Raw genomic sequence first — 3020 nt, forward strand, 5'->3', positions numbered from 1 at the left:
CACTAATACCCAGTGCTCACGATTCACATAGCCTGTTCGCAGATACTGCGATACAACATACAAAGTATCCGTTATCACATCACGAACCTGTGCATTCTTATTTTAACCATTATGCTGATTAACACAACTGAAGCCAATACGATCCCAGCTATTACACCTATAATGATCTTCACATTGGGTCCATGCTTGTCAGAATCACCAGCTTCAAGCGCTTTTAAAATGTCTTCAAGCTCATCTCTGCTATCTTTCGCAGCTTCTCCAACGCCCGCAGCTCCAACATCATCTTCCCGCGACACAACACCATCTCCTTTATATTATTGCCAAGCAATAGTATTACATCGTTCATTATTTTTGTCAACAGTCGTTTAGTTTTTCTTAATTTGATTGTAAAAAAATACATTGTTTTCATAACAAGTGTTGTTAAGTAAACAATGTATTTACTATCTGCATCGGCTTCTTACGCTACTCATTTACTTCTTACCGAGTGCCCAGAATATGTCCTATACTTTAAATTTCTTTCCTGTACTGTTATCCAAGAAATATTTCTTTCCATTCTCATCCACCAATTCTAAATCAGTTCCAACTTTACAGTTGTATATTGTGAGAATTGCCGGTTCAATATTTGCAATTGTATTAAAATCACAGATGCTCATATTATCTGCATCACTCAAATACTCTTCCGTATCAATATATTTTTTGAAACAACGCTTCCACCAGCATCTGAAATAAAACTTACTACATCACTCATATAATTTTAACCTTTCTACTAATTTTTTTCTGTACGGCATTTGAGCAGCAATTTCCAATGGCGTTTTTCCCCATGCATTCTTGTAATTAACCAGAATATTTTTTTGTGCAAACCAGATTTTATATAAAGGTTCAAGTTCCTCATCTGTAAATTTTAAATTAATCAAATACTGTAGTGGGACTCTTCCTTTTTCGTCTATTTGGTTTATATCCACACCTCCATCTATCAACTTTTTGCACAACTCCACCGTCTGATTTATATTGTGATTCACTCTTGAAAGCAATATATGCAAAAGATTTTCACCACACTCATTTACTACATTAACATCAGCACCCTTATTGATCAAAAAAATTGTTATTAAATAACGGCTTTCTGCATCATTATTTGATAATGAATAAAATAGCAGTGATTTACCTTTGTACATTTTTTTCTCATCTCCTTCATTATAACAGGAAATAAAATCATCATATTTCTTTAATTTTGCTACTAAATATATATCCATTAGATTCTTCCTTATTCATATTTGTGACTACGGTTATTACTAGGCAGTTCTGGTCTATAGTTGTCAATATCATTGTACCAATCAACAAACTCTTTTACTGTTAATTCTCCATTGATGTTCCTCGCAGAATGTAATATAAGAATTTATTTTTTCTTGTAGTCTTAGTAAATGATCATACTCATTTTTCCAATCAAGATGATCTGATATCAGTAATATTAAAGCCTTCCCATTTTCATCCGTAGCCATTCCATCTATTGTTCCACTATCTAAAACCGACATACTTCTAACCATTGTTTTGGTAACAGCATCAAAATAATATCTGCGATTCTTTAAATACGTATTTTTCTCCTCATGTGTTACACCTGTTTCTCCAGCAATTTGTTTTGCCTCTGACGTAGTGTGTACAACATAGTCAATCAGCATGTTTTTTTCTCATGTTACTATAAAAAATACATTGTTTCCACTATACTAATTGTTATGGAAACAATGTATTTTTGCAAATCGCAAATTCTATGATAATTACCTTAGCTTATATAGTATTTTTTATTTCTTCTAAACCTTTCATTAAAGCATCCTGAACTATACTTACGTTATCGCTGTATTCTTTTTTTTCATGCTTAATAATATCAAATAAATCTTTTATAACTCCATCAATCATTATAGTTATACCCTCTACGCTTTCGCCTGTTTTTTCATTTACAAACTCCTCTGTCATTATCGAAATCGTTTTTTTCATTAAACCAATCCTCCAATTATTTTTTTCAACAATTTTAAGCTTACCTTATTCTATTTCTTATCTTTCACCTACCCCCCTCCTGCTATTATTCTTCCATTTGTAGCATATTCCTCAATCCATTCAATCCACGGTGCAGGAAATTCTATGCATCTTCCAGGAGTTGTGGGATCATTTAGCTTTGGCGCACATCTCCCCTGATTTAAAGGATTTGTTCTATAATTCTTTTCCGGCACGATATACTCGTTTACCATATCATCTAACCATTTAGGAACTTCAAATTCATAAATATCAGCACCAGGTCGTTTATTTTCTATATAATACTGCGAATGCTCTCCGTTATCCACACTAACATTCAAATTTACATTTTTCTTATTTATATATACATTTCCTTCACTATCAATTAATATTCTCTGTTGACTTGCTTTGTCTCCAGTTCCTCCTTGAACACGTCTATATGTGACTGTATTTGTGGGCTTATTACTATTAGCTTTACTTTGATTATCCAACGAATTCTTAAAATTAATTGAATTACTGTTCTTATCTGGTGATTGAGTCCTATCATTACATTCATCCATAATCGACTGCATAACAAGCGATGTTACAGCACTCGCTGCCCAAGTCTTGACTATGTCTACACCAGTAATACTCTTATCGTACTTGTCTGAATGATATGCATATACCACAGTATCTACAGTCGCATCAGATATCATATTCACAGCTTTTACTGCCACTATTCTTCCTACTGTCAGTTCTGCCCCGGTTGCAACTGCCGATATCCCGGCTCCTAATCCACCACTGATTGCACCCAATATTGCTCCAGATTCAAAGCCACTTGCAAATCCATCATAAAATGAGTTGCCGGAATTCATGGAAGCTATTCCATTCATAACGCCTGACGTGGTTGCACCAATAATAGCAGATGTCGCTATAGACTGTGTTACCGTGGCGGCCGCCGCCCCTAGTACAGCAGGGCAGACTATCGCCACTGCAGCAGTAACCACAAGCACGCCTATGCCTATAGCCAGCTTTCCTTC

7 protein-coding genes are annotated in these 3020 nt (G+C 34.9%); all 7 read right to left on the reverse strand.

Annotation, left to right across the window (positions count from 1 at the left end; genetic code table 11):
* Window positions 1-74: 74 nt before the first annotated feature.
* Window positions 75-296: a hypothetical protein gene (locus DXD11_RS13990; RefSeq protein WP_055148032.1), complete on the reverse strand. Its 222-nt coding sequence runs from the start codon at window positions 294-296 to the stop codon at window positions 75-77.
* Window positions 297-500: 204 nt separating this feature from the next.
* Window positions 501-671, reverse strand: coding sequence for an immunity protein Imm33 domain-containing protein (locus DXD11_RS13995; RefSeq protein ID WP_199413867.1), 171 nt, complete (start codon window positions 669-671; stop codon window positions 501-503).
* Between the two features lie 69 nt (window positions 672-740).
* On the reverse strand, window positions 741-1250 hold the full coding sequence (locus DXD11_RS14000) for an ankyrin repeat domain-containing protein (protein WP_055148038.1): 510 nt from the start codon (window positions 1248-1250) through the stop codon (window positions 741-743).
* Between the two features lie 11 nt (window positions 1251-1261).
* The gene (locus tag DXD11_RS14995; protein ID WP_082418113.1) at window positions 1262-1393 is read right to left on the reverse strand and encodes a GH-E family nuclease; all 132 of its coding nucleotides are present in this window, start codon (window positions 1391-1393) and stop codon (window positions 1262-1264) included.
* Window positions 1332-1673 (reverse strand): DUF6572 domain-containing protein, encoded by a 342-nt coding sequence (locus DXD11_RS14010; protein WP_055148041.1) that lies wholly within the window; start codon window positions 1671-1673, stop codon window positions 1332-1334. Before DXD11_RS14010 ends, DXD11_RS14995 begins: the two co-directional genes overlap by 62 nt.
* Before the next feature lie 106 nt (window positions 1674-1779).
* Window positions 1780-1986, reverse strand: a complete 207-nt coding sequence (locus DXD11_RS14015) for a hypothetical protein (protein WP_055148043.1) — start codon at window positions 1984-1986, stop codon at window positions 1780-1782.
* A gap of 68 nt (window positions 1987-2054) precedes the next feature.
* Window positions 2055-3020: hypothetical protein (locus tag DXD11_RS14270; protein WP_330426653.1), on the reverse strand; the 966-nt coding region annotated here is incomplete at its 5' end.

Source organism: Coprococcus sp. TF11-13, from assembly GCF_003481085.1.
GTDB classification, from domain to species: Bacteria; Bacillota; Clostridia; order Lachnospirales; family Lachnospiraceae; genus Coprococcus; species Coprococcus aceti.

Coding starts and splice junctions, on each gene's coding strand:
- DXD11_RS14015 (WP_055148043.1), bottom strand. CDS start 1,986: ATGAAAAAAACGATTTCGATAATGACAGAGGAGTTTGTAAATGAAAAA.
- DXD11_RS14010 (WP_055148041.1), bottom strand. CDS start 1,673: ATGCTGATTGACTATGTTGTACACACTACGTCAGAGGCAAAACAAATT.
- DXD11_RS14000 (WP_055148038.1), bottom strand. CDS start 1,250: ATGGATATATATTTAGTAGCAAAATTAAAGAAATATGATGATTTTATT.